The sequence below is a fragment of the Dorea formicigenerans genome (assembly GCF_025150245.1).
In the GTDB taxonomy this organism is placed as follows: domain Bacteria; phylum Bacillota; class Clostridia; order Lachnospirales; family Lachnospiraceae; genus Dorea; species Dorea formicigenerans.
The window spans coordinates 1,429,276-1,454,841 of sequence record NZ_CP102279.1 but is presented as its reverse complement, the minus strand read 5'-3'; the positions used below and the strand labels follow the sequence as shown (position 1 = coordinate 1,454,841).

Sequence of the window (25,566 nt, the reverse complement as noted above, 5' to 3'; positions counted from 1 at the left end):
TCATAGAATACTAGCAAATTAATTTTTTACCTGCTGAATATCCGTCCGATTCTCTTCAATAAACCAATTTTCTCCGGTACTTCCTGTGGCGGTTTTGCCTGCAATGCCTCTTGCATAAAGACATTCTGTGAATCAATATACGGTTCTTTCTGCTCTTTACGCCTGTATTTTCCGTCACTTCCAAGAACTCTTGCTTTTACATTATCACTTAACATCACTTTCAAATAGTGATTGATCTGCCTGCAGATATCCTGATCCAGTATCGGGGCAGCTACTTCTACACGCTTCTCAGTATTACGTGTCATCATGTCTGCTGATCCAATATAAATCTTCTGATCATTTCCACTTCCAAAACTGAAAATACGCGGATGCTCCAGATATCTTCCGACAACACTCATCACACGGACATTGTCCGTATAGCCAGTTACACCCGGCAAAATACAACAGATTCCCCGCACGATCAGATCCACTTTCACTCCTGAACGTGATGCTTCTGATACTTTCTGTATAAAATCTACATCCGTAACAGAATTCATTTTCATAATGATCCGCCCATTAGAACCTTTTTTGATTTCCTCATCCATCAGATAAAGAATCTTCTGCTTCAGGCTGGTCGGTGATACGATCAAATAATCATATTGTCCTGCCAGATTACCAATTGACATATTTTTAAAGAATTCTGCCGCATCTTTCCCTATTGCCGAATTTGCTGTCATGAGCGACAAATCTGTATACATTGCCGCTGTCTTTTCATTGTAATTACCAGTTCCAATCTGTGTAATATACTGGATTTCTCCGCGGCTTCTATAAGTAATAAGACAAATCTTTGAATGCACCTTATAACCGTCAAATCCATAGATCACACGGCACCCTGCTTCTTCCAGGCGCTCAGACCAGTCAATATTATTCTGCTCATCAAATCTTGCACGCAGTTCGATCAGAACCGTTACTTCTTTTCCGTTTTCTGCTGCCGCACACAGATATTCTACCAGCCTTGCTTTCTTTGCCAGACGATAAATCGTAATCTTGATCGTCATAACATCCGGATTCACCGACGCTTCTTTTATAAGGCGCAAAAACGGATCCATACTCTCATACGGAAAGAATAACAGGATATCTTTTTTCTTTATCTGGCGCATCACATTACCTGCTGCCACATGTCCACTGTTCTGTGGCGAAAATGGCGTATAAGTCAGAGAGCGTTTCATAGCTTCCGGTAAATTCCCACTGATACCAAAAATATAATCTAATTTCATCGGCATCTTTGTTCGAAAAATCTGATTCGGCTCAATCTCAAACTTCTCACAGAAATATTTCTGTGTCTCTTCAGACAGTTTATTTGCAGTCTCCAGTCTGACTACCGCCATACGGCGGCGTTTGTGAATAGTCTGCTGCATAAGATACCGGAAGTCATCCGTCACTTCCAAAGCCTCGTCATCCGGAGACACATCAGCATTTCTCGTTACACAGATATAATTCGCTTCCGACACTTCGTACTTCGGAAATACCAGGTTCAGATGCTCCAGGATGACCTTTTCCATACGAATGTATCGGATATCATGTCCCGGAAGGCACAAAATGTCCGACACGAACTGTGGCACCGGAACAATTCCCATCATACTTTTGTTATCCATCTTCAAACTTGCCGTTACATACAATTCTTTATTCAAAAGATGCGGAAATGGATGATTCGCATCCACGATCTGAGGTGAAAGAATTGGTAATATCTGAGTTTTAAAATAATGCTTTACATATTTCTTTTCCTGAGGCTCCAACTCTTTATAATCAAGCCCACACACACCATATGGATGTAATTCTTTTTTTATCTCAGCATAAGTCTTATCGCGCTCTTTATATAAAGGTGCAACTTCTGTCAGGATTGCATGGATCTGCTCCTGCGCTGTCATGCCGGACCGGCTGTCTTTTGCCTTGGCATCTGTGTGCACCATATCATAAAGACTTCCAACACGAATCATAAAGAATTCATCCAGATTGCTGGTAAAAATCGCCACGAATTTCATCCGCTCCAATAGCGGTACTGACTCATCCTGCGCTTCTTCCAATACTCTGTGATTGAATTTCAACCAGGAAAGTTCCCGGTTCTGTGTATAATTTAAAAGCTCCTTACTCATCACCTGCATCCCCTTTCTGAACTTTCTCTACCTCATCTAATTGAAGTTCCGGATTCAAACGTTTTAAAAACTGGTCGAACCCCGGCACTGTGAAATCAATCTCCGCATATCCCGTTGCATAGATCATACTTTTATTAATGAGTTGTGCCCGGTAAGGCGATATTGAAGAGACTTCTGTTTCCATAATTTTAGCGACATTCGAAATCGAACATGGTAATTTCTCACATTTCGCCATTGCAAAAATAAACATTTTTTCTTTTGGTGTACATCGGTCATAACGAAGCCTGTAAAATCCGCGGTCGAGATTTTCATAAAATTTTAAAACGGCCCCTTTTACATCATCGATACCTATCACCGTCTGTTCCGGATTCAGATGCTCCCATATAGCACTGCATAATTCCTGTATAAAATACGGATATCCTTGCGTCTCACTGATAATCCATCTTAAAGCTTCTTCTGTATAACTTCCGCCAAGTGGCTCTGCCGGCTTTACGATGGCATCCTTTGCATCCTGCCCTGATAATGCATCAATCTCCTCAAAACGAAAAAGTCTTTCCGAATATGATTTCACTTTTCCAAGCGTTTTCAAAATCTTAGGCAATCCGGCACCAAAAATCATAAGAGGCAAGCGCAATTGATTACACCTGTGGATAGCATTTACAAGAGCCGCAATCTCCTCCTCTTTCATATACTGAATCTCATCAACAAAAAAACAAATTGCGTACCCGGTTTTATCAGCCATCTTTCCCATTGCAACAAATAAATCTGTCAGATCCTCCGACAGATCTCCTGTCACAATATACTCCCGTTCTTCCATTCCAACTTTGAAAGACTGATCTTCCGGATTATAAGTGACTGTAAATGCTTTTAATAAGTCCTGCACTCTGCTGACAAAATCTTTCGCAGTTTCTTTAAAACTCATCTTATGAATGAATTTTTTAGAATAATTCGTAATCTGCTGTGTAAAATTTCTTTTCTCTGCAATCTCAATATGTCCCATTAAAATTGGCATATCATCCGTTTTACATTCTATTGCATTTAACAACACCGTCTTTCCTACACCACGTAATCCGTAATAAATTACGGACTGCTGAGGATATCCTAATACGATTGTATTCAAATATTTTTCTGCTCTTTCCAGTGTCTCTTTTCGTCCTGCAATATGTCCTGGCATAAATCCTGCACCCGGAGTATAAGGATCTGCATATTTCATTCCTGTCTCTCCTGTTACTCTTCTTTTCTTATTCGTTTTAGTATAGCACACTTCCTTTTTCATTTCTACCTTCCTCCCAGCAAAATAGCACGGCAACAGCCAGGAGTAAATATATCCGGAGGCAAATTTCGCACTATATTGTTTCTCAACTGTTCATCACTTTGGAATTTATGCCCGATCATTCTTAGGCTCCGAAATGATTGAAATTATTAGATACTTTTGCAGATAATAAGAACATTATCTGCGTGAAAGTAGTATAACATACCATAAACAAATGTACAAGAATTATATTTTCGCATCATTATCCCACATCATTAATTTTACTGACAGACACAAAAAATGCAGCTGACTATCAACTGCATTTCCTTATCTCTTATCATGTAATTTGTTTCATTAGCGTTTTGCAACAGCTTCAATCTCAACCTTTGCACCTTTTGGAAGTTTTGCTACTTCGAAAGCTGCTCTTGCCGGGAATGGTGCTGAGAAATATCCGGCGTATACTTCGTTCATTGCTGCAAAATCATTCATATCCTGCAATAAAACTGTTGTTTTTACGACATTCTCCATTGTGCATCCTGCTTCTTTGAGGATTGCTGCAATATTTTCCAGAGACTGCTTTGTCTGTCCTTTGATCTCATCTGATGCAAATTCTCCTGTTGCTGCATCAATCGGGAGCTGACCAGACACATAAATCGTTCCTTCCACTTCGATTGCCTGTGAATATGGTCCGATTGCTGCCGGTGCTTTTTCACTGTTTACGTTTCTTTTACTCATGATAGTTTCCTCCTGCAAATTTAATTTTATATGTAACAATCCGTCCGGATTGCTATGCACTATTTCCCTTCTTCGCCCCGTCTATGGCAATCAGCAAGATACTTGCCATGACAAGTCCACCTCCGACTACTATCCCAATCGTGACCGGATCATGGAACCAGAGTGTACTGAAAATCACACTGACAATTGGCTCCAGCATGGAGACAAAAGATGCGATTGCTGCTCCGAGTTTACTGATTCCATACATCATAAAGAAATATCCGCCTGCATTAAATAAGCCTACTGCAATGATAAATGCAACATCTATGCTCTTTGGCGGTGCAACTAAAGTGCCTGTCATCGGAGCAATAAAACAGTACAAAATTGTTCCCGGAAGTGATACATAAAAAAGCTTCACTTCAATCGGTAATTCATTTGCCGGTCCTTTTTCATTCGCAATCAGATATCCACCATATACGAATGCGGATGCAACAGCAAGAACAATTCCGATCATCGGCATATTTCCACCTGCTCCTGTTAAAAAGCCCATTCCGATCACAGATACAACAATCGCCGCAATCTGGTATTTGCTAAATCCTTCTTTAAATACTATTCCCATCACAATGCATACAATAGACGGGTATAAAAAGTTCAACATAATCGCTGTTCCAACCGGTAGATACAGATAGCTGTTATTCAATAATAATGCTGTGATAAGAAGTCCAAATACACCCATCAGAAGTGACTGGACAATCTGTATCTTCAAAGCTCTAAAACTCCTTTTCTTTACCAATGCCATAACCAGACACACCAGTGTGATAATCCAGTTCACATAGAACATCAGACTGTTCATCGGCAAACCATCCAGTAACACCTGCTTCTGAAATGAGGGCATCACACCAAGACATGTAGCTGAAAGTGCCACAAATATAAATCCTACTGCCATAAACCTTAAAGTCCTTTCCTCAACTTATCTTTCGAACTGCTTTTTCATCATCAGTTTTGCTTTCTTTTCCTGCTCTATTCTCTGTCTTTCCCTAAATTCTTCTTCTGTCAGAAGTACAAGCGCCCCTGTTGGGCAGACTTTGACGCATGCCGGTTTCATTCCGGCTTTTTGTCTTTCAATGCATGCATCACATTTTTCCATCTTGCCATTTTCCCGGAATGTCGGCACTCCATACGGGCATGCCATAGCGCAAGAATGACAACTGATGCAATTCGTATTATCATACAGTGTAAATCCTGTCTCCTTATCTTTATAGAGGCAGCCGCAAGGGCAGCCCATAACACAAGGAGCATCCTCACAGTGCATACAGCTTACCGAATAAAAATGTAATGCACCTGTCTTTTCTTCTAGTGTAAATGTATTCCGGAATGGCTGTTCTCCTGCCGGAATATCAATATCGTTCTGATCCATGCATGCAAGCGCACAGGCTCCGCAGGCAGAACATTTTTCAGAATCAAAAAATAAAAATTTCTTCATGATGTTATGCCTCCTCCTTTTTTCTTACCATACACCGAGTCGACCGATATGCCGGAAATCCTGAATATGGATCCAGGTGATTTTCGTCCATAATACTCTCTGCATCAGCTTCAGAATAACCATGGAACAGATTAACAAGCCCTTCTGGAACGGTCATAGTCGGTTTTACCTTGACTGTGATTGCACCGCGCTCTGTGGAGATTTCAATCTTATCTCCTTCTTTTACTCCGATTTTTTCACAATCCAGTGCATTCATATCTGCAGTCGGATTTGGTCTCAAAGAGCGGTTTCTAGGTACTTTATGCAGTCTGCTGTGAAGCGCATTCGGAATTCGGGATCCAGATGTAAATACAAATGGATATTTTTCCGGATCGGCATCGTCCAACGGTTCTTTGTAAGTCGGCAATGCATCCAGTCCCCATTCCGGGTGTTGTTCAATAATCGCACTCTTTAACTCAAATTTTCCAGTCGGAGTTTTCAGTCCTTTTTTCAGATCCTGCATCGGAACATACGGCGTAACCTCAGCGATCTTCACTGGCAATTCGACTTTCTTTAAGTCTTCTACTTTCACATGATAATCATCCAGAATATAATGCTGGATAAAATAATCATAGCCTTGTTTTAACGACTCGTCTGGAAGATCCATAACACGGGCAAGTTCCGTACAGATCTGCACATCGCTTCTCGCCTCTCCGATCGGCTCGATCGCCGAATTGGTGTACCATGCAAGTCCTCCACGGTAAGGCTTGAATTCTCCACGCTCAAAAGAAGAGCATGCTGGCAACACGATATCAGCATATTTTGCAGCATCTGTCATAAATAAGTCTGTATCTACATAAAACTCAAGGTTTCTAAGTGCCTCGAACATTTTCTTAGATTCCGGGAACATTCTTACATTTAACCCAAGTGCAAATACTCCCTTTACTGGATACGGTGTACCTTCCAGAATCTGCCTGGACAAATCCATGGACTGCATCTCTCCTTCCAGATAATCCCAAAGAGGAAATCTTCCGGCTCCGATAGGAAGTTTTGTATTCTTTGGTTTTGTCTCATAAAGATATTCTTCTTCTCTTGTCGGGAATCCACATGCCACATGCATATAAGTATGCGGAGTCAGAATCTGACCTCCAATCCGGTCAAAGTTTCCGGTAATTGCAAGAAGCGCCGTAATCGCACGGTAATTCTGTAAACCATTTCTATGGTGGCAGATTGGTGCAGAAGATTCATTAAAGCTCATTTTGGGATTCTCATGAATCATCTCAGCTGCCTGCACGACCTGAGCATACGGAACTCCCGTAATCTCCTCAATATTGGATTCATTAAATCCTTTCACATACTGTGCATACTCCTCAAAACCATACACATATTCATCAATATAAGGCTTGTCAATCCAGCCACGCTCAATCAGAACATTTGCAATCGCATGAGCAAGTGCTCCGTCGGTACCGCTCTTTGGCTGTAGAAAAAGATCTGCCAGCTTTTCTGTTGCCGGTGTTCTTCTTGTATCCACGATAATAAATTTCAGACCCTTTTCTTTTAGTTCCATGGCATGTCTCGCCTGCATGTAACTGGAATAAAATGGGTTAAATGCCCAGCCAAGAAACAAATCCGAATGGTCCCAGTCTCCATCTGCCTGCTCACCTGCTGCTACTTTCCACGCCATAAATGCGGCCGTGTAACAAGCACTGGATTCACAGCCATAGTTCGGACTTCCGAATGCATAAGCCAGTCTTCGGAGTATCTGTCTGTACCATTTGGAATATCCGGAATAAAAAGCAACGCTCTCCGGTCCGTAATCTTTTTTGCATTTATTTAACTGTTCCGCAATCTCAGCATAAGCCTCATCCCAGGAAATCGGCTCAAACTTTCCTTCCCCGCGTTTTCCCACCCGCTTCAGTGGAGTTTTGATACGATCTTCCCGGTAAATGTACTCACGATTTGCAAGCCCTTTGCTGCAAAGTCTCCCATCGTTAGAGGGATGTCCGTCCATGCCTTCGATTTTGATGACTTTTCCATCTTTCACATAAGCATTGATTCCACAATGCATTCCCGGAGAACAGATATCACACATGGTGCGTCTGATCTCAATTCCAGTGTCCGGTCCCGGGATCTTCGCTTTGATTCTTTTTTCTAAATCCGTCATAGTGCTGCCTCCAAATACTCAATAAAATACTCTTCGATTCCGAAATGTAAGAGCTGTCCTTTTTGCTCCGGTGTAAATCTGCAAGGTTCTCCTCGCAGAATCCGGATCAAATGTGCCTTTAGCACTCCGGAAATTCCATAATTATCTAATATATTAAACCCGACCGGTCTGCCATTATCTATGACAGCCTGTAAGTAGAATCCCTTGCCGGGATTCACATATTCATAGACCTCACCAGTCAGGCGGTTATCTCCAAGTCCAATAAAATCCATGTCCAGGAAATGTGTAATGTTATGTAAAATATTCCCGTCTGTCTGAGCTGACTTGCCAGATATATTGTTTCCGGCAACTCTCCCCTGAACTCCTGCATTTGCCCAGAGACCGATGATCATCGTCTGTCCGGACTGTAAATTATTTCCCTGACAGCAGTCTCCTGCTGCATAAATGCCTGGAACACTTGTTTCCATTTTTTCATTTACGATGATTCCACGTTCAATTGTAACTTCTTCTGGATTCAAAATACCTGTTGCTGCTCTTGTACCGATATTCAAAATCAGAAGATCTGTCTCAATCTTACTTCCGTCTCCAAGATATACCGTATATCCTGTCACATTTCCTTCTTCATCCGTATGTTCATCCGCCTTCGTAATTGCCTGTCCGAAAGCCATATCAATTCCTATATCTGCAAGTCTCTTCTCAATTATCTCTGAAACTTTTGGATATGCTGCAAGTGCAAAAATATGTGGTGCCATGTCTGCCAGCGTCACATGAATGCCTCTGTGATAAAGAAGTTCTGCCACTTTAATTCCTACCATGGACGCTCCGACTACTACCGCATCCTTGTAGTCTTTCTTTTCCAGTTTTTCCCTCAAACTTTTCGCATCTTCTACAGTTCTCATACAGTTTGCATCTTTTAGTGTTGCAAAAGAACCTGGAACAAACGCTGTTGCACCGGTACTGACAAGAATCTTGTCATATTTCTGCTCTTTGCCATCTTCTGTAATAATGATTTTTTCTTTTGCCAGAATCTGTTTTACTCTCACCTGTGTGATGAAATCAGCCTGATATTTTTTTCTAATCTCTTCCAGTGTTCCAAACGGGAACAAGCCTTCGTACGGAAGTCTGCCAGCCACATAATAAGTAGTCAGCATCGGATTGTACGGAGGCATATCGGTATCACTGTAGACATCTATATGAGCTGCGCAGCCATTCTCCCGAATCTGGGCAAGGGCATGATATCCGGCACAGCCAAACCCAACAATCGCAAAACGTTCCATCTAAATTTCTCCTTATTGTGCTTTTTTAGGCATAAGGTACTTTTCTGCCACAAGAAGGGATGCTTTCTGGCATCCCTTCCACCATCATAAATGTGCCACATTTATGATTTCCGGCATTGTTTTTATTTTTCTCCAACAATTTCTTTTACTTTCTTTTCTCTTACAAACGCATAGATAATTACGATTGCAAAGAATACAACGATCATCTGCCATGCGTTCTGAATATCAGCAAAGTTCAAAGCAGCTGCAATTACATATCCAATCAGACCTATTGTTGTAAAGATATAAAGTGGAACTTTTCCAACTTTGAATGGTGATTTTGCCATAGCTTCTGGATTTTTCTTATAAATCAGATATCCTGTAGCAATTGGGAATAATACATAAATCAGGCTCAGACCATTACCAAGTCTTGAAATTGTCTCAAGGCTCATGCCTGTAAGAATCGGAATTGCACCAATAATGTAAAATACTGTAAGCAGTACAACCGGTGTTCCCCTTTTTCCAACATATGCCGCTTTCTTTGGAAGCCAGCCTTCCTCAGCTGCAACAAGAAGACCTTTTGTTACCCAAGTAAAACTTGCATTCAGTGTAGATGCTACTGCAAACATTCCTCCACCAACAACGAAAAATACATACAATCCTTTCGGGAAAATCTCTTTTGCTACAAGTGATAAGCTTTCGCCTGCAATCTGGTCAACCGGAAGGACTCCTGCTGCGACAACTCCGATAAATGCATAGATAACAGCTACTACTACTGTACAGCCGATCATCGCTCTCGGAAGATCACGTCCAGGATTCTTCATCTCTCCGCCAAGCTCACTTAAGAACTCCGCTCCACCTGTGGCAAATGTAAGCAAGCTCGCACCTGTCATAAAGTTAATAAATCCGTTTGGCATAATTTTATCGATGCTGTCAAATGCTGACCAGTCAACCTTTGGCAACCCAAAGATAATGAATAATGCCATTGCAGCTACCAGAACAATAACGAGGATGTTCTGAAGTTTTGCAGCCATCTCAACACCAAGGATGTTCATAATAAAGCAAACTGTTAAAAGTACAAATGCTACAACTGTCTGATTTGTTCCCGGAAGCAGATCATGCATGTAAACTGCGAACGTAATCGCAAACATTGCAAGGACTAGTTGTCCTGCTACCAGAAGTGCCAGATAAAAGAATCCAGTCTTTCTTCCTATGTAATCACGTACATATGTATACATGCCACCTGTCGCCGGTACTGCTGCTCCAAGAACAGCCAGAACCATGTTTGGACACAAAACAAGAAGTGCTGCTGTCAGGAAAGCAAATGGTGTTCCTGCACCTGTCAGCGCAATGCAAATACCTGTCAGTGACATAATACCTGAACCGATGATCTGTCCGATACCGATTCCCATCAAATCCCCAAGGCCAAGAACTTTTTTCAGTTCTCCCTGTTTCTTCTCTTCACCCATAATGTTCTCCTCATTCCTATTTCACATACTTATCATACATTGCTGCCATCAGTTCCAGACCTTTCATCAAAGTCTCTCTTGCACAACCAATGTTAAATCTCATAAATCCTTCTGCATCTTTTCCATAGTGGCTGCCGTCTCCGAGCGCTACCCCATATTCTTTTGCAAGAATCTCTGTAATCTTTTCGCTTGTCAGACCATAACAATTCATATCCAGCCACATCAGGAATGTTCCTTCATACTTTGTAACCTGAACTTTTGGCATTCTCTCTGCAATGAATTTCTCTGTGGCATCTGCATTTGCTTTTACATATGCGCGTGCCTCATCCATCCATGTGTCACCGTATGTATAAGCCGCTTCCATTGCTGTAAATGCAAGGTCACATGGTCCGAACATCCAACGAGACTCAAAATCTGCAACTACCTGTTTCTTTAATTCCACATTTGGAATAATCAGACAAGAAGATACAAGACCTGCCATGTTAAATGACTTACTGATTGCTGTGTAAATAATCAGTTTGTCATAAATCTCCGGGAACTTTCCAAGCGTTGTATAGTTGCGTGTCAAAGCATAGTCTGCATGTACTTCATCACTTAGAAGATATACGTCATATTTCACACACAATTCAACAAGCTTACGGAGCTCTTCCTCTGTCCACACACGTCCGACCGGATTATGTGGGTTGCAGAACATAACCGCTTTTACACCATTCTTTAATTCATCCTCGAATCTTTCATAGTTGATAGTAAAGTAATTATCAACCCGATCCATTGGACATGCTACTAATTCATGTCCACTGTTTTCAATTGCTGCAAAGAATGGATCGTATACAGGTGTGAATGCAAGAATTTTCCCTCCTTTTGGAACAAGCATCTGCATATTAAAGTAAATATTGGTTACCACACCACTGCTGATGAACATCCAGTCTTTTTCTGCGTGGAATCCATGTCTACGATCCCACCATCCCTGGATAGCATCATACACACTATCCCATGGATCCGCATAACCAAAAATCGGATGATCACATCTTTTTTTCATTGCCTCAAGAATCTTCGGCTCAGATGCGAAGTCCGTATCTGCGATCCAGAATGGAAGCAATCCGTCTTTTTGACCAAAATCCCATTGTACATTCCACTTAATACTACTTGTACCTCTGCGGTCAACTACTTTGTCAAAATCATACATATTTCCCTTGACCTTCCTTTCTTGTTGCACTTCTAACTTGTTATATATCATAACATATCTTCCCTGTTTAATCAATTATGTAAATAACATTTCTCGTTTTTCTGTATTATCGCATAATAACTTCGCCGTTTTTTTGACAGTATTGCACAAAATATTAACGAACATCTTCTATAAATATTTTCATGTTGTTATGTCTATCTATAGAATTAGATAACAAGAAAGGAAGTATATCTCTATACTTCCTTTCTTGTTATCCTTTTATGACTTTTAACTTTTATGAATACAATTTGCTATATTATATCCAGATGGTTCTATCTAATCTAAATTCTAACATATATTACGCCATAACACGTCTGAAATAATCTTCATACATCTGTTCTGCATATTTTTCATGTTCTTTCATGTAAAAATATGCGAACTCAGCATCTCTCGCCTCGATTGCTCTCAAAATCTTCTGATGTTGTAAACTTAATGTCTGTGCAACCTTTTCCTGTTGTTCTGGCAACACCATATCTTTGGGCGCTTTTGACTCCTCCACCTCGATCAACTGTTGCAACATTTCTACAAGTTCCTGATTACCCAGTATTTCTGCAAGTGCCAAATGAAATTCATTCGTTGGATTTTTCATCCGAATATGATTCTCCCAGATGCGAAGAGATGCAAGCTGCTCGTCTGTCGCCTTTATCGCAACCTGTCTTGCGATCTCCGGCTCTAACAAAATCCGAACCTGTGTTGCTTCCATGCATAGTCTGCGATATGCAGTCATCTCTTCTGAAAATTTTCCACGTGACAGCAAGTCTTCTACATCTAGAATCACTTCGCTCCCCCGCCCTTTTTCTGTTCGGATATAACCCATATCAGACAGAATCGATAATGCTTTCCGGACGGTGATTCGACTGACCCCAAAATTATCAATCATTTCTTTTTCACTTGGCAACAGATCTCCCTTTGTATAAACCCCGGATACAATCTGATCTTTGACCATCTTGACCACTTGTTCGTAAAGTGGAGTCTGACCTCCCTGTTTTGCCATGTATTCATATCCCCTCTGTGATTATTTTGCCTGAATATATCCTTTTGCTGTCAGAGCTTCTGCACAAAGCACGGCACCGCCTGCTGCTCCGCGGACTGTATTGTGTGAAAGTCCTACGAACTTAAAGTCGAACATAGAATCTTCTCTGAGACGTCCGATGGATACACCCATTCCGTTCTCATAGTCTACGTCTAATCTTACCTGTGGACGGTTATCCTCTTCCATGTAGCGGACAAACTGCTTTGGTGCACTTGGAAGTCCTGCCTCCTGCGGAAATCCTTTGAAGCTTTCCAGTTTCTCAATAAGCTGCTCTTTTGTAGGTTTCTTCTCAAAGTTGATAAATACTGCGGCTGTATGTCCGTTCAGAACCGGCACACGCAGACACTGGCATGTAATCTTCGGAGCATCTGCAAGTGTGATCTGTCCGTTCTCATATGTTCCAAGAACACGAAGCGGCTCCTGCTCGCTCTTTTCTTCCTCTCCACCGATGTATGGAATAATATTCTCTACCATCTCCGGCCACTCTTTGAATGTTTTACCTGCTCCGGAAATTGCCTGATATGTTGTAGCAACAACTTCTTTTGGTCCGAACTCTTTCCATGCTGCAAGGCAAGGTGTGTAACTCTGGATAGAGCAGTTTGGTTTTACTGCAATAAATCCGCGAGTTGTTCCAAGACGTTTTCTCTGATCATTGATCAACTCAAAGTGGTCTGAGTTAATCTCCGGCACTACCATCGGAACATCTTTTGTCCAGCGGTGTGCACTATTATTGGAGACAACCGGTGTCTCTGTCTTCGCATACGCTTCCTCGATTGCGCGAATCTCGTCTTTTGTCATATCAACTGCACTAAATACAAAGTCTACAGAAGAAGCTACTTTCTCGACTTCGTTAACATTCGCAACGATCAGTTTCTTAACTCCTTCCGGCATCGGTGTATCCATTTTCCAGCGGTCTCCGATTGCTTCTTCATATGTCTTGCCTGCTGATCTCGGGCTGGCTGCAACTGTTACAACCTCGAACCATGGATGGTTCTCCAGAAGTGCAATAAAGCGCTGTCCAACCATTCCTGTTGCTCCTAATATTCCGACTCTTAATTTCTGATCCATCTCGTATGTCTCCCTTCTAGTACTCTTCCATATATTTTTTATAACTATCCACTGCTTCCTGCATCGGTTTCACACCCGGTGCACCAGTTGTATTACGTTTCTCTACACATGTCTTTAAACTGATTGCTTCATAGATATCTTCCTCGAATACAGGTGAAATCTTCTTATACTCCTCAAGTGGAAGATCATCCAACGGAATCTTCTTATCCAGACAAAGTAACACGAGCTGTCCAACAATTCCGTGTGCGTCTCTGAACGGAACTCCGTGATTCACAAGATAATCCGCTGCATCTGTCGCATTTGTAAATCCGTGCTTTGCACTCTCTTCCATGCGGTCATTCTTAAATGTCATCGTACGAAGCATGCCTGCAAATAACTGTAAGCATCCTTTTGTTGTATCGATTGCATCAAATGGAAGTTCTTTATCTTCCTGCATATCTTTGTTGTATGCAAGCGGAATTCCTTTCATTGTAACAAGAAGTCCGGTCAGTGCAGCATAGACACGTCCAGTCTTACCTCTTACAAGCTCTGCAATATCCGGATTCTTCTTCTGCGGCATAATACTGCTTCCGGTACTATAAGCATCATCAATCTCAACAAACTTATATTCATTAGAATTCCAGATGATCACTTCCTCTGAGAAACGGCTCAGATGCATCATAATCATGGAAAGCGCTGACAAATACTCAATCAGATAATCTCTGTCAGAAACACCATCCATACTGTTCATAGTTGGTCCGTCAAATCCAAGAAGCTTTGCTGTATAGGCACGGTCTAATGGGTAAGTCGTTCCTGCAAGGGCTCCGGATCCAAGCGGACATGTATTCATCCTTGCATAAATGTCTTTCATACGCTCATGATCCCTTTTGAACATCTCAAAATACGCGCCCATGTGATGAGCCAGTGTGATTGGCTGTGCTTTCTGTAAATGTGTGAATCCCGGCATATATGTCTCAAGGTTATTCTCCATAATTCCAAGAATCGCCTCTAACATCTCCTTGATCAATGTATCTGTCTCCTGCACTTCATCACGGATATAAAGCTTCATATCCAGTGCAACCTGATCATTTCTGCTTCGTCCTGTATGAAGCTTCTTACCTGCATCTCCCACACGGTCGATCAGGTTTGCCTCAACAAAACTGTGAATATCTTCATATTTATCAGTAATCTCAAGTTTTCCTGATTTCACATCATCAAGAATCCCCTGAAGTCCTGTAATAATTGTCTCTTTTTCTGCATCGGTCAAGATTCCCTGCTTTGCAAGCATGGTAACATGTGCCATACTTCCTTTGATATCCTGCTCATAAAATCTCTGGTCAAATGAGATAGATGCATTGAACTTATATACTAACTGGTCAGTCTCTTTTGTGAAACGACCTCCCCATAATTGTGCCATAATCTCTTCCTTTCCGTCATTTAATACTGTACTGTATAAAAGTGTACCATATTTTTATCTAAAGTCAACAGTGTCTTACTTTCGTTGTCTCTGAGAAAATTCACAACCACAGTAATCCTGTCTGTACAAACCATAAATTTTTGACAGTTCTGTGGAACGCTTGTAACCATTTTTCTTCTTAAAATCTGAAATCAAATATTCCACACCATATTCTTTTGCCAGACGCTGCCCGATTTCATTGAGCTTTGCTGCATTCTTCAGTGGACTGATGCTAAGCGTGGTTGTAAAATAGTCATATTCTCCTGCTTTTGCAATCTCTGCAGTCTCTCTGAGACGCAGCTCATAACATTTCATGCACCGGGAGCCGCCTTCTTTGACCTCCTCAAGTCCCCTGGCCATCTCGTAAAATTTCTCTTTCTCATATTCTCCCGCTACAAAGCTGACCGGATATTTGAAATTCATATCATCGATCAGTTTCTGTTGTTCCAGAATCCGCTTCGTATACTCTGTCTCCGGATAAATATTCGGATTATAGTAGAACACTGTGATTTCAAAATAATTGCTCAGATACTCTAACACATAACTGCTGCATGGAGCACAGCAACTGTGTAACAGAAGCCTTGGAACACGTCCTTCTTTTGTCAGTGTATCCAATAACTTGTCTAATTCTTTTTGATAATTCATACTCATCGTTCCTATCTTGCGTACTCACATGCAATTATAACTTTTTCATAACAAGATGACAAGGGAAAATCCATATTTATGAACCATTTTATGACCACGGAAATATACATTTTTCGTTTGATATAAAACTGACCACACATTTTCTTTCAAGATACATATGATAAGATATAGGATTATCATTTGCGGAGGTTTCCATGGATCAAGTACTGGAACTTAAGAATATTCACTATGCTTATCACAATCCGGACGGAGAAACTCCTGCCATAAATGGCATCTCCTTTATCCTGAATAAAGGAGAATTCGTTGCCATCGTCGGACCTTCGGGTTGCGGAAAGTCAACGCTTCTTTCTATTATTGCCGGACTTCTCATACCGGAAAAAGGCTTCATTAAAATCAATGGGAAATACCTTCACGAAAGCACTACAAATGTAGGCTATATGTTACAACATGATGAACTTTTTGAATGGCGGACCATTTACAATAATGTTATTTTAGGACTGGAAATTCAGCATATGCTGACTGCAAGGACCAGGGAAAAGGCACATAATCTTTTAGACATCTATGGGCTAAAACAGTTTGAAAATGCAAGGCCCTCGGAACTTTCCGGCGGCATGCGCCAGCGGGCCGCCCTGATCCGTACGCTCGTTCTGGATCCAGATCTCCTACTGTTGGATGAACCATTTTCCGCATTGGACTATCAGACCCGCTTAAATGTCGGGGACGATATTGGTCAGATCATCCGGCAGGAAGGAAAATCAGCCGTTCTTGTAACTCACGACCTGTCAGAAGCCATCTCCCTTGCCGACCGGATCATTGTCCTTTCCGGACGCCCGGCTAATATACGTCAGACTGTTCCACTCATTTTTGATTTAGAACAGGATACTCCTTTGAACCGCCGGAACTCCCCGGAATTCAAACATTACTTCAACTTAATATGGAAGGAGCTGAATACAGATGACTGAATTTTTAAATGAACTTTCTGAAAATCAGATCAACTATCTGAAACAGCAAAAGAAGCACAAATACATTGTCGGTATCTCCCGGATTCTGATTCTTTTCAGTTTTCTCTTTCTTTGGGAATTCACTGCAAATGTAGGTATCATCGACTCCTTCATCTTTAGCAGCCCGTCAAAGATTGCACTATGTTTCTGGGGCATGGTGCTGGATAAAAGCATTTTTCTGCACACCAATGTCACACTATACGAGACAATCTTAAGCTTCCTGCTCGTCACCGCCACCAGTATTCTGGTTACCATTCTTCTCTGGTTCAGCAGACGGTTATCAGAGATCCTGGATCCTTACCTAGTAGTACTGAACAGTCTGCCGAAGTCTGCACTGGCACCACTTCTTATTGTCTGGCTTGGAGCAACAAAAACAACAATTATCGTCGCCGGAATGTCTGTAGCAATCTTTGGAAGCATTCTGAACTTATACACCAGTTTTATGACCGTCGATCCAGGGAAACTGAAACTCATCTATACACTGGGTGGAAATCGGAGACACGCGCTTCTAAAAGTCGTACTTCCTTTTTCTCTTCCGGCAATCATCAGTAACATGAAAGTCAACATCGGACTCTGCCTCGTAGGCGTGATCATCGGTGAATTTCTGGCTGCCAGAGAAGGGCTTGGATATCTGATCATCTACGCGAGCCAGGTCTTTAAGATGGATTGGCTTCTTATGAGTATCCTTCTTCTCTGTCTCATGGCAACACTTCTCTATTCGCTCATCAATCTACTTGAGCGTTGGTGCCGGAAGCATTACTAATATCTCAATTCTTTTTTGAAGAACAAAGAATGTGCAATTTCCTATTATATGAAAAAAGGACCTATCACCTCTTGTGACGGTCCTGTACATAATAGCGTGTTTTTTGTTTTACTTACATATACTGTATTAACTCTGCTTTATTATTAGTAAATTTCATTGCTTCTTCTCTTGTAATATATCCCTGTTGCATCAATCTGGAAAGATCCATATTCAGTGTATGCATCCCGCTCGCCGCTGAAGATACGGCTTCTTGTTTATCTATACCTGATTTTTATCTCTTTAGTAACTGTTCGTTACTCTCTTTATAAAAAATGCAGATACCATGTAACGATCTGATTTCCATATAATGCCGCAAGCGCCAGTCCGAATGCAAGAAATGGTCCGAATGCAAATACATCTTTTTTTCCTAATTTCTTGCTCTTTAGCATAAATGCTCCGTAAGCGCCTCCTGTCAGCAGCCCGAAAAACATGGCGCACACTACCGATCCTGTCCCAAGAAATGCTCCGGAGACCGCCATTAACTTGATATCCCCACCGCCAAATGCTCCCGGGATTGCAAGTGCCAGAAGCAGCATCGGAACAGAGATGATCAGCGCTCCGATCAGCCTGTCTATAAGCCCGTGCTCCGGAACGAGCCATATATTTGCAATTGCTAATATCAATATAAAAATATGAAATCTATCATAAATAATCTGGGTATCCCAATCAATAAGGGCTACCACAAGTAGTATTCCAAAATAACTCAACATGACTGTACCACGCATTGATAACAATCCAAGACTGCCACAGCCATAACGAATTCCACAGCCGATAAATGCTGCGCCGCCAATCACTTCCACGAAGAAATCTCTTCCCGGAATGCGGCTTTTACAACCTGCACATCGTCCGCGCAGGAATATGTAGCTGACACACGGGATCAGTTCCCACGCATGTAATACTCTGCCACAATTCGTACAATGACTTCTTCCGTTTACCACACTTTCTGCTCTTGGCAAACGGTCAATCACCACATTCAAAAAACTAAAGATACAGGCTCCGAAAAAGAACCGGATCACCCATAAAATACTTTCTAATACAATTAACATGTTATTCTACTCATCTATCTTATTCTTCTTTGCCAGCCATATAGTCTTCATAGTAGACCGTATATGATTTTGGCTCTAATGTGTACCAGACGGTGTAATCACCTTCCCGGTAAACGAACTTTTCAACGGTATATCCGTCCTCTGCCATCTGAAGCACCCAGAAATCTCCCGGTGCTTTGCTTAAATTAAGCACTTCTGTCCAAATACTCTCAGCGACGCCTCCCTCCTTGGAAGCGTCGAAAAAAGTACCACTCCTGCCATAGCATTCCTGTCCAGTTACCTGGAGCGCCAGCCGCACCGATTTTGCATGCCCCAGAGCCACTTGAGCGTCTGCCCGATGTAAAAGTCGGATCGCACACCCATACCGGATACTCCACGTCTGCCAGTTTATTCGCCCTGTCCGGTCCGTGCTTTACCAGCCAGTCATAAGCTTCCAGCACGACCGGAGCCTGTTCTTTCAAATCCATCCTGATATACTCCTGTTTCGCAATGTAACGACCGGCCGTCTCCAACTCTTTTAACACATTTTCATGCTGTTTGGTCCAGACGGTAATATTCGACATACGCTCCCTCCTTTTTACATACCTTTATTTAAAAGATGCCAGGGGCAAAAGGTCTAAATCCACATGAGCTTGCTCATAAGTGGATGAAAGACCTTGGGCCCCGCCCCAATATGAGCCTAAAAGTAGGATGACAATCCCACGATATGCGAATAATGGGGAGGATTGTGGAAGTGCAACGCACGGAACAATCCGTAGGCATCATAGTTGGGGCTTTTGACCCCAACATCATTTATTGCTATAATATCTTTGTTATACTTATCCATCAAGTAATTGCTTACATAAAATAGACGATATGTCACAAATTGTCAAATTATGCGATTTTTTTGGAATTATAGCATATTTTGGGAAAACTCACAATGATTATTCTTTTATAATCCACTCATCTTTGATGCACCACAGTCCTGCCTGCACACTGTGAACACCACTGTTATCCCCCGCCTCGATTGCTTGCTGATGACCAAACAGACGTTTCCAGCTTTCCTGAATTCTCGCTTTCTGCTCCGGATAAAAATTACTGGTCATAATCTGAAATTCATTCATCCCCATATTTTTCAATTCTTCGGAAAATGTTGCTTCTTCCGATTCATTTTCACCGATATAATGCATCTGCATAATCTTCGTCCAGTCGAACATGTCGAACAAGATTGCTTCTCCTATTGGCACGTCTAACGTCAGCACATGTCCATCTCCTGTCTGATCCACATTATAAAGATCTGTGAATGCCCAGTATGGATACTCGGCTCCTTCTGGTTTTGGAACTATATGCTGCGCCTCCTTTACAAACCAGCCATATGCATTTATAAATACCTTCGCAGACTCCTTATATTTTTTTCGTACATACTCTTCTTTTGAATAACATACGCCGTCCCGTTTCAATACCTGATATACAACATCAGTCTGAAAAGAATACAGTCTTATCGTATTACATCTGTCAGCCATTCTCTCTTCAACTCCCATACATTTCCATATTTCGCATCGCTTCCCATAAGGATTGTATCATCAAACAACCGCTCCCAGCTATTTTGTATCTCACGCTTAATCTGTGGATAGAACTGGGAAATAACTGCTTTTACATCACTGATTCCATAATCATCCAGAAGTTGTCTGTGGCGTCTTAAGTCATTTTCGTCTTTCGGAATATATCCGTAATTTAAAATATGTCCCCACTTTGCGATATTAACTGATGTAATGATTGCAGGATCCAGTGACAACTCTAAAATTACTGTATTTTCACTGTTCATCATTGTTCCTTCGTTGGTAAATGACACCCATACCGGATACTCCACGTCTGCCGGTTTATTCGCTCTGTCCGGTCCGTGCTTTACCAGCCAGTCATAAGCTTCCAGCACGACCGGAGCCTGTTCTTTCAAATCCATCCTGATATACTCCCGCTTCGCAATATAACGACCGGTCGTCTCCAACTCTTTTAACACATTTTCATGCTGTTTAGTCCAGACGGTAATATTCGACATACGCTCCCTCCTTTTTACATACCTTCATTTAAAACCCACCGTTCTGATATGCTCTTGCGATCACATAAGATGGCTCATAAAATGCACTGCAGTTATCATTGATTTTAATACTTCCAGAAATCTTCGATTTTTTCCAGCTTTTTCTTGTAAATTCTTCCGGAAAATGCCAGATGTGGAAGTTCGTAGAACTCACATTTTTTCGGACAGATCGGACGGTACATTGGATCTGCTGCTATGATATCTGCATCTTTTAAAGCTTCTTCCATGTCTTCCTCTCCAAGAACCTGCCGGCTTGTTCGAAACAATAAATCTTCCGTCTCCTGTAACGGGCATAATACATGAACTGGTATTCCATATTTCTGTTCAATAGCCAAAGCCAGTGACTCTGTCGTGACCGGTTCACCGATCAGCATAACTTCTTTATCGTTTTTGCCGCTTCCAGGCTGCTCCTTATCCGAATTTTCTTCACGTAATCTTTTATATGGGTATCGTTCTTTCTTCTCCAATGCCTGTACGATTTCTTCTGTAAATGTTCCTACTGGCGTCCCAACTACATATGGCATTTTATATTCTTTTTCCAGATATTTTGCGGTGCGCAATCCCACGGAAGATACAACAAGATTTACTTCTGCTTCCAGTGCATGGCTCAATACTTCAAGATCATCTCCCATCGCCCAGGTTGATAACACCTTCCAGCCACATTTTTCCAGATTTTTTTTCATATATCCGGCACGGCTATATGCTCCAAAATCAAGTGGCGTGACACCAAGAAGATTAACCGTATGTGGCTGTATATTTTTCTCTTCGCAAACTGCCTTTGCAGGCACAAACTGCCTTGCAATCTGCTCCAGAGCTAGTCCTGCACCATATACATAATCGTGCATACCATTGGTCGGTACAGAAAATGTAGGAATCCCAAGTTCCTGTTCCAGCACTTCTGCCAGTGCCGGAAAATCTGTTCCGTTCATATATGGAATCGGCGATCCGGCAAGTGCAATAAACCTCGGTTTTAATTCCCGTGCTGCATCCATGATATCATTCAGGAACTTTTCATCATTTCCCATAATCGCATCGATTTCAGTAAGTCCCGAGATGTAGATCAGGCTGTCCTGGTCATACCAGCGGATCTCATCATGTGTATTATAAGTAGAATTACAGCCGGACGGATCATGCATCACTGTCATACCGCCCAGTTCATAAAGTGCAGAACAGACACCCGACACATCCGCCGTGTAAATTGGTATAATTTTGTATGTCTGTCTCATATGCAGCTTTCGCACCCCCATCCTTTTCGCACAACCAGATCCTCCACTTCTTTTTCTTCTTTGTAAGCCCGGATCATAAGTTCTGCCATTTTCCGGATTCCATCAAATCCATACCACCCTGCGCCTTCAACTACATTCACAAAATATGGGCTCTGGGTGAACCATGCTGCTTTTTGTCCCAGTGCCAGCATTTTTCCTTCATGATTTCTTGGAAGCACGCGCATCTTTGGCTGAATGGTCGCGCGAAGCTCCAGTTCCGGCGCATGTTTGCTAAGCCAGTAAAATTCCTGTTCTTCCTCCGGGCTTACACCATCCAGATAAACAGCTTCCACACAAAATCCATGTTCTAAAAGATATTTTGCCAGTCCAAGCGGTCTCGGATGCATGAGATAGTCGATGACGATTGGTGTGTCTCCAACAACTTCTCTTACTTTTTTAATAGTTTCTTCGCAAGCTTCAATCTCTTTTTCGTAATAGAAATCTTTTTGTGCATCTATCAACACATTTAATGTCTCTATCTGTTCTTCAGACGTCTGAATTATCTTAGATACCAGTGTCTTTTCCAGTATCTCTGCCAATCTTTCCATCTGCTGCTTTATCTCTTCATAATCAAAACTTGCCGGCATGTAAATGTGTTCTCGTCCCAGTCTTTTTGCCAGCGTCTGCGCCCCGTATTTTGCTGTCGGATAGATAGAAAGAAATATATTCGCTTCACCAAGTTTCTCATACTTGTCCCATGTATCACAAGTCGTAATCTCTCTGAGTTCACAGCCACATTTTTTCAGGAATCGTTTGATGTCAGAAGTTTCGTCCAATGGGAAATTATGTCCAAGCAACGTGACGATATGTGGATCTGCTTTTTGTGCTTTTAATGGATCATACATTGCTTTTCGCAGTTTCTGATCTGGTGTCAGACCAGTTTTTTGCATAATCGGATCCATATAACAGCGTACAAATGCAATTTCCGGGAAACGCCTGTCAAGTTCCTCATAGACCATCTTAAGATCACAGCCAAGAAAATGATGGAGGCACACGGTAAATAAGAGCACTGCTTTGGGTTTTCGTTCCAGTTTCTTTAATACATCTGTGACGCCTTCAATTGTGATATCCTCCAGATTTCCGTTCAACAGATCGTCTTCTTCGATGATCACGTATGAAAAACGATCTGCCGCATTCATCTCGGCCGCCGTCAATACAACACCACGCATACAGTTATCTGCACAGACATATATCTGAATGGTCTCCGGCATCAACATTCCGGTGTGTACAATATTCCAGTTTCCATGAACCGGAGAGTTAAACTCCAATCCCGGATGAAATGGTGCCGGATAGGACGCATCTTTTATTCTGATCATGGCTCCTTCCGGGGTTACATGGTTTTTCTCCATTTCCGTCTGTCCTACTCGTTTTAACATAAATTCCCTCTCTAAATTCTTTCCCACTACATTTCACATTTTGTTCAAAAATGCCTCGGCAGCTTAGTTCTTACATATCGCCAGAACCGCCTCACTCAGAGCACGGTATTCATCTGCCATCTCACTGTCAGGATAACACTCCATCAACGTTTTTTTCTGCTCTTCAGCTGCCATTACAAGCTCGCTTCTGGAGAGGTACCCAATAGTACCACTATGGAAATCTTCTGCCAGTTCCTGCACTTTTTCTTCTTCTCTTGGCACATTTCTCCGGTTCAGAATAAATCCGCCAAGTTTTGCATATCCGCGATTCTGGAAGCGTTCCAGTGCCATTGCAATGTTCGCTCCGGCATGAATGGACATATTTTCTCCCGAAGTTACAACAAATACATAGTCTGCATACCCACTCCGCATAGGCATGGAAAATCCGCCACACACTACATCGCCAAGTACATCGTAAAGGACTACGTCCGGTTTGTAGACTTCATATGCTCCGGTCTCTTTTAGTTTCTCCAGTGCAGTGATAATTCCGCGTCCTGCACAGCCAAGTCCCGGGGTCGGTCCTCCTGACTCCACACAGACAACTCCTTTGTATCCGATTCTTGTAATCTCTTTCAAAGTCACATTGCCTTTTTTCTCATTATAGATATCCAATACTGCCGGCATAGGTTCTCCATCGCGCAAGGCAATCGTAGAATCTGCCTTTGGGTCACAGCCAATCTGCATAACTGATAATCCTTTTTCAGCCAGTGCGACCGCCATATTGGATACTGTCGTAGATTTTCCGATACCGCCTTTGCCATAAACTGCAATTTTTAACATGATAATTCCTCCGGTTTGGTGATGACATTGGAGTAAGCAGTCTTTGCCGACACTCCCTTAAGGCGCCCTATTTTTCCAGAAAGCGCACTGATCACGTCCTGCGGCGCATCAATCGCAATACTGATAATATGGATTCCTTTTTGACGGTACGGGATTCCCATTCTTCCAATAATATATTTTCCAGACTCATGCAGATATTGATTCAACTGCTCCGTCGCCTCCGGGTTTTCTACAATAATAGAAATCACTGCTACTCTTGTTTCCATACTTTCTCTCCCTGCTCTTATTTCTAAGTAATCTGATCTTAGCAGATTCTCGGCAATAATTCTCCGCCTGGCTGTGGCAATAATGCCTGGGTTCCAATCTCCGTCATCATTACAACTTTTCCCGGCTGTTCTTCTGTAATTTCACCAATAATAGCAGCATTTTCTGAATATGGGCACTGACGCAATGTCTCCACAATCTTCGCTGCTTCTTCCTTCGGTGCAATGATGACCATAGTTCCTTCACATGCAAGATACAATGGTTCCAGTCCCAACATGCCACAGACACCCCTTACTTCCGGCTGAACCGGAATATTGGCGCTGTCAAGCTGTACGCCTACCTGGCTCTGCTTCGCAATTTCATATAATACAGTTCCCACGCCGCCACGTGTCGCATCACGAATAACATGCAGATCGTGTGTCCTGTTCATCACTGCTTCCACCGTCTTCCAAAGGGGTGCACAATCACTCTTGATATCGGCCTCAATTCCCAAATCTTCTCTCTCAAGCAGGATTGTACAGCCATGACGTCCGATATCTCCTGTTACAATAACCGCATCACCGGGTTTTGCAAGCTCGCCGCCGACTTTAACTCCATCTTCAATCTGTCCCATTCCTGTTGTTGTGATAAATACTCCGTCCACCTGCCCTTTTCCGGCTACCTTTGTATCACCGGACACGATGTGAACACCTGCTTCTTTGGCGGTTTTTTCCATTGCTGACGCAATTTCTTCCAGTTTGTCCATTGGAAATCCTTCCTCAATGACAAATGCACAGGTCAGATACAGTGGCTTTGCTCCCATACACGCCAGATCATTGACTGTTCCGCAAATAGACAGTTTTCCGATATTTCCTCCTGGGAAAAATGCAGGTGATACGATAAATCCATCGGTAGACACTGCCATTTTCCCAACTGGCGGATTTAACACAGCCGCATCATCCGCAGTCAAATCCGGATTTGCAAAATGTGCCGCAAATATGTTATCGATTAATTCTGATGTCTGACGTCCTCCGGCACCGTGTGCCATGGTGACTGTCTGATCTTTTATTCCATTATTCATAATA

General features: G+C 42.1%; 24 protein-coding genes and 1 pseudogene. 2 read left to right on the top strand and 23 right to left on the bottom strand.

What is annotated here, in order from left to right; genetic code table 11:
* Nucleotides 1-26: 26 nt before the first annotated feature.
* The 13 genes from ppk1 to NQ560_RS07125 form a co-directional block, all read right to left on the bottom strand.
* On the bottom strand, nt 27-2,132 hold the full coding sequence (gene ppk1, locus NQ560_RS07185; RefSeq protein ID WP_040015461.1) for a polyphosphate kinase 1: 2,106 nt from the start codon (nt 2,130-2,132) through the stop codon (nt 27-29).
* A complete protein-coding gene (locus NQ560_RS07180; protein ID WP_005332924.1) occupies nt 2,125-3,408 on the bottom strand; it encodes an ATP-binding protein in 1,284 nt (427 codons plus the stop codon). Before NQ560_RS07180 ends, ppk1 begins: the two co-directional genes overlap by 8 nt.
* A gap of 330 nt (nt 3,409-3,738) precedes the next feature.
* On the bottom strand, nt 3,739-4,119 hold the full coding sequence (locus NQ560_RS07175) for a RidA family protein (RefSeq protein WP_040015462.1): 381 nt from the start codon (nt 4,117-4,119) through the stop codon (nt 3,739-3,741).
* Nucleotides 4,120-4,171: 52 nt separating this feature from the next.
* Entirely contained in the window at nt 4,172-5,044 is an 873-nt protein-coding gene (locus tag NQ560_RS07170) for a DMT family transporter (protein WP_005332926.1), read from the bottom strand.
* Nucleotides 5,045-5,068: 24 nt separating this feature from the next.
* A complete protein-coding gene (locus NQ560_RS07165; RefSeq protein WP_005332932.1) occupies nt 5,069-5,581 on the bottom strand; it encodes a 4Fe-4S dicluster domain-containing protein in 513 nt (170 codons plus the stop codon).
* Nucleotides 5,582-5,585: 4 nt separating this feature from the next.
* Nucleotides 5,586-7,724 (bottom strand): molybdopterin-containing oxidoreductase family protein, encoded by a 2,139-nt coding sequence (locus NQ560_RS07160; protein WP_005332934.1) that lies wholly within the window; start codon nt 7,722-7,724, stop codon nt 5,586-5,588.
* Nucleotides 7,721-9,001 (bottom strand): NAD(P)/FAD-dependent oxidoreductase, encoded by a 1,281-nt coding sequence (locus NQ560_RS07155; RefSeq protein ID WP_005332936.1) that lies wholly within the window; start codon nt 8,999-9,001, stop codon nt 7,721-7,723. Before NQ560_RS07155 ends, NQ560_RS07160 begins: the two co-directional genes overlap by 4 nt.
* Before the next feature lie 122 nt (nt 9,002-9,123).
* The gene (locus NQ560_RS07150) at nt 9,124-10,449 is read right to left on the bottom strand and encodes an APC family permease (RefSeq protein ID WP_005332937.1); all 1,326 of its coding nucleotides are present in this window, start codon (nt 10,447-10,449) and stop codon (nt 9,124-9,126) included.
* A 16-nt stretch (nt 10,450-10,465) separates the two neighbouring features.
* The gene (locus NQ560_RS07145) at nt 10,466-11,686 is read right to left on the bottom strand and encodes a MalY/PatB family protein (RefSeq protein ID WP_005332939.1); all 1,221 of its coding nucleotides are present in this window, start codon (nt 11,684-11,686) and stop codon (nt 10,466-10,468) included.
* 286 nt (nt 11,687-11,972) lie between these two features.
* Nucleotides 11,973-12,668, bottom strand: coding sequence for a FadR/GntR family transcriptional regulator (locus tag NQ560_RS07140; protein ID WP_005332941.1), 696 nt, complete (start codon nt 12,666-12,668; stop codon nt 11,973-11,975).
* Between the two features lie 21 nt (nt 12,669-12,689).
* On the bottom strand, nt 12,690-13,775 hold the full coding sequence (gene asd, locus NQ560_RS07135; RefSeq protein ID WP_005332942.1) for an aspartate-semialdehyde dehydrogenase: 1,086 nt from the start codon (nt 13,773-13,775) through the stop codon (nt 12,690-12,692).
* Between the two features lie 16 nt (nt 13,776-13,791).
* Nucleotides 13,792-15,171 carry an argininosuccinate lyase gene (argH, locus tag NQ560_RS07130; protein WP_005332943.1) on the bottom strand — a complete coding sequence of 460 codons (1,380 nt, stop codon included), beginning with the start codon at nt 15,169-15,171 and terminating at the stop codon, nt 13,792-13,794.
* 75 nt (nt 15,172-15,246) lie between these two features.
* On the bottom strand, nt 15,247-15,855 hold the full coding sequence (locus tag NQ560_RS07125; RefSeq protein WP_040015463.1) for an epoxyqueuosine reductase QueH: 609 nt from the start codon (nt 15,853-15,855) through the stop codon (nt 15,247-15,249).
* A gap of 194 nt (nt 15,856-16,049) precedes the next feature.
* Here NQ560_RS07125 and NQ560_RS07120 point away from each other — a divergent pair, with 194 nt between their 5' ends.
* Nucleotides 16,050-16,817: an ABC transporter ATP-binding protein gene (locus tag NQ560_RS07120; RefSeq protein ID WP_005332946.1), complete on the top strand. Its 768-nt coding sequence runs from the start codon at nt 16,050-16,052 to the stop codon at nt 16,815-16,817.
* Nucleotides 16,810-17,619, top strand: coding sequence for an ABC transporter permease (locus NQ560_RS07115; protein ID WP_005332947.1), 810 nt, complete (start codon nt 16,810-16,812; stop codon nt 17,617-17,619). Before NQ560_RS07120 ends, NQ560_RS07115 begins: the two co-directional genes overlap by 8 nt.
* A gap of 302 nt (nt 17,620-17,921) precedes the next feature.
* On the opposite strand, the gene NQ560_RS07110 is transcribed toward NQ560_RS07115, so the two are convergent.
* The 10 genes and pseudogenes from NQ560_RS07110 to hypE form a co-directional block, all read right to left on the bottom strand.
* Nucleotides 17,922-18,704 (bottom strand): prepilin peptidase, encoded by a 783-nt coding sequence (locus tag NQ560_RS07110; protein ID WP_005332948.1) that lies wholly within the window; start codon nt 18,702-18,704, stop codon nt 17,922-17,924.
* 19 nt (nt 18,705-18,723) lie between these two features.
* Complete coding sequence (locus NQ560_RS07105; protein ID WP_005332957.1) at nt 18,724-18,897, bottom strand: hypothetical protein; 174 nt, start codon at nt 18,895-18,897, stop codon at nt 18,724-18,726.
* Between the two features lie 142 nt (nt 18,898-19,039).
* Nucleotides 19,040-19,267, bottom strand: a pseudogene (locus NQ560_RS15765) (DUF3841 domain-containing protein); the annotation flags it as partial.
* Between the two features lie 360 nt (nt 19,268-19,627).
* Nucleotides 19,628-20,206, bottom strand: a complete 579-nt coding sequence (locus NQ560_RS07095) for a DUF3841 domain-containing protein (protein ID WP_005332961.1) — start codon at nt 20,204-20,206, stop codon at nt 19,628-19,630.
* Entirely contained in the window at nt 20,182-20,739 is a 558-nt protein-coding gene (locus tag NQ560_RS07090; protein WP_005332963.1) for a DUF3841 domain-containing protein, read from the bottom strand. The genes NQ560_RS07095 and NQ560_RS07090 overlap by 25 nt, the downstream gene beginning before the upstream one ends.
* A 104-nt stretch (nt 20,740-20,843) precedes the next feature.
* The gene (locus tag NQ560_RS07085) at nt 20,844-22,004 is read right to left on the bottom strand and encodes a nitrogenase component 1 (RefSeq protein ID WP_005332965.1); all 1,161 of its coding nucleotides are present in this window, start codon (nt 22,002-22,004) and stop codon (nt 20,844-20,846) included.
* Nucleotides 22,001-23,419, bottom strand: a complete 1,419-nt coding sequence (locus tag NQ560_RS07080) for a nitrogenase component 1 (protein ID WP_040015464.1) — start codon at nt 23,417-23,419, stop codon at nt 22,001-22,003. Before NQ560_RS07080 ends, NQ560_RS07085 begins: the two co-directional genes overlap by 4 nt.
* A gap of 63 nt (nt 23,420-23,482) precedes the next feature.
* A complete protein-coding gene (locus NQ560_RS07075) occupies nt 23,483-24,238 on the bottom strand; it encodes a nitrogenase iron protein NifH (RefSeq protein ID WP_005332969.1) in 756 nt (251 codons plus the stop codon).
* Complete coding sequence (locus NQ560_RS07070) at nt 24,232-24,504, bottom strand: TM1266 family iron-only hydrogenase system putative regulator (RefSeq protein WP_005332971.1); 273 nt, start codon at nt 24,502-24,504, stop codon at nt 24,232-24,234. Before NQ560_RS07070 ends, NQ560_RS07075 begins: the two co-directional genes overlap by 7 nt.
* Nucleotides 24,505-24,542: 38 nt before the next feature.
* Nucleotides 24,543-25,562, bottom strand: a complete 1,020-nt coding sequence (gene hypE / locus NQ560_RS07065) for a hydrogenase expression/formation protein HypE (RefSeq protein WP_005332972.1) — start codon at nt 25,560-25,562, stop codon at nt 24,543-24,545.
* Nucleotides 25,563-25,566: the final 4 nt, after the last annotated feature.